This is a genomic window from Vibrio sp. 1641 (genome assembly GCF_033339995.1).
Classification (GTDB): domain Bacteria; phylum Pseudomonadota; class Gammaproteobacteria; order Enterobacterales; family Vibrionaceae; genus Vibrio; species Vibrio alginolyticus.
In genome coordinates, this window is record NZ_JAWOVP010000551.1 from 1 (window position 1) to 502 (window position 502).

Below are 502 nucleotides of genomic sequence, written 5' to 3' on the forward strand. Positions count from 1 at the left end.
GTTACGAGCCTTGCAATACCCAGTAAGCAACTCCAAGAGAGGATGGCAATGCAGCCATAAAGTGTGAAGCGAAATTGCACGGATTTCATGTGACCTACTACTCACGAATGCCAAAGGAAACGTCAGCTTAACTCAAAAATGATCCGCTTCAACGTACTGTTTTATAAATTTCAGTATAAAAATGATTCTGTTATGCGTTTGGAGTCGATATGAAACACTTTCTACCATCGAGCGTCATGCTGACACCTTTTGTGGTCCGCTACTATGATGAAGAAGAAGACGATCAAGAAATCGTCGAAACTAAGGCAAATGCTCAATCTCAATCCCCAAATATAAAAGAGCAACAAACGGAAATATCAGACTAAAGGAATCTTAAAATGAAAAAAGTCGCAGTTATTTTGAGTGGCTCAGGTGTTTATGATGGATCAGAGTTACATGAAGCCGTGCTAGCCCTGCACGCCATCGAAAAAGCTGGTGCTACTTGGCATTGCTTCGCTCCAAA

1 protein-coding gene and 2 pseudogenes are annotated in these 502 nt (G+C 41.4%); 2 read left to right on the top strand and 1 reads right to left on the bottom strand.

Features of this window, described 5'->3' with window-relative positions; genetic code table 11:
- A pseudogene (locus R7Z47_RS27065) lies at window positions 1-89 on the bottom strand (EamA family transporter); the annotation flags it as partial.
- A gap of 120 nt (window positions 90-209) precedes the next feature.
- On the opposite strand from R7Z47_RS27065, the gene R7Z47_RS27070 reads away from it, so the two are divergent.
- Both R7Z47_RS27070 and R7Z47_RS27075 read left to right on the top strand, forming a co-directional pair.
- Entirely contained in the window at window positions 210-365 is a 156-nt protein-coding gene (locus tag R7Z47_RS27070) for a hypothetical protein (protein ID WP_005461930.1), read from the top strand.
- Between the two features lie 12 nt (window positions 366-377).
- A pseudogene (locus R7Z47_RS27075) lies at window positions 378-502 on the top strand (isoprenoid biosynthesis protein ElbB); the annotation flags it as partial.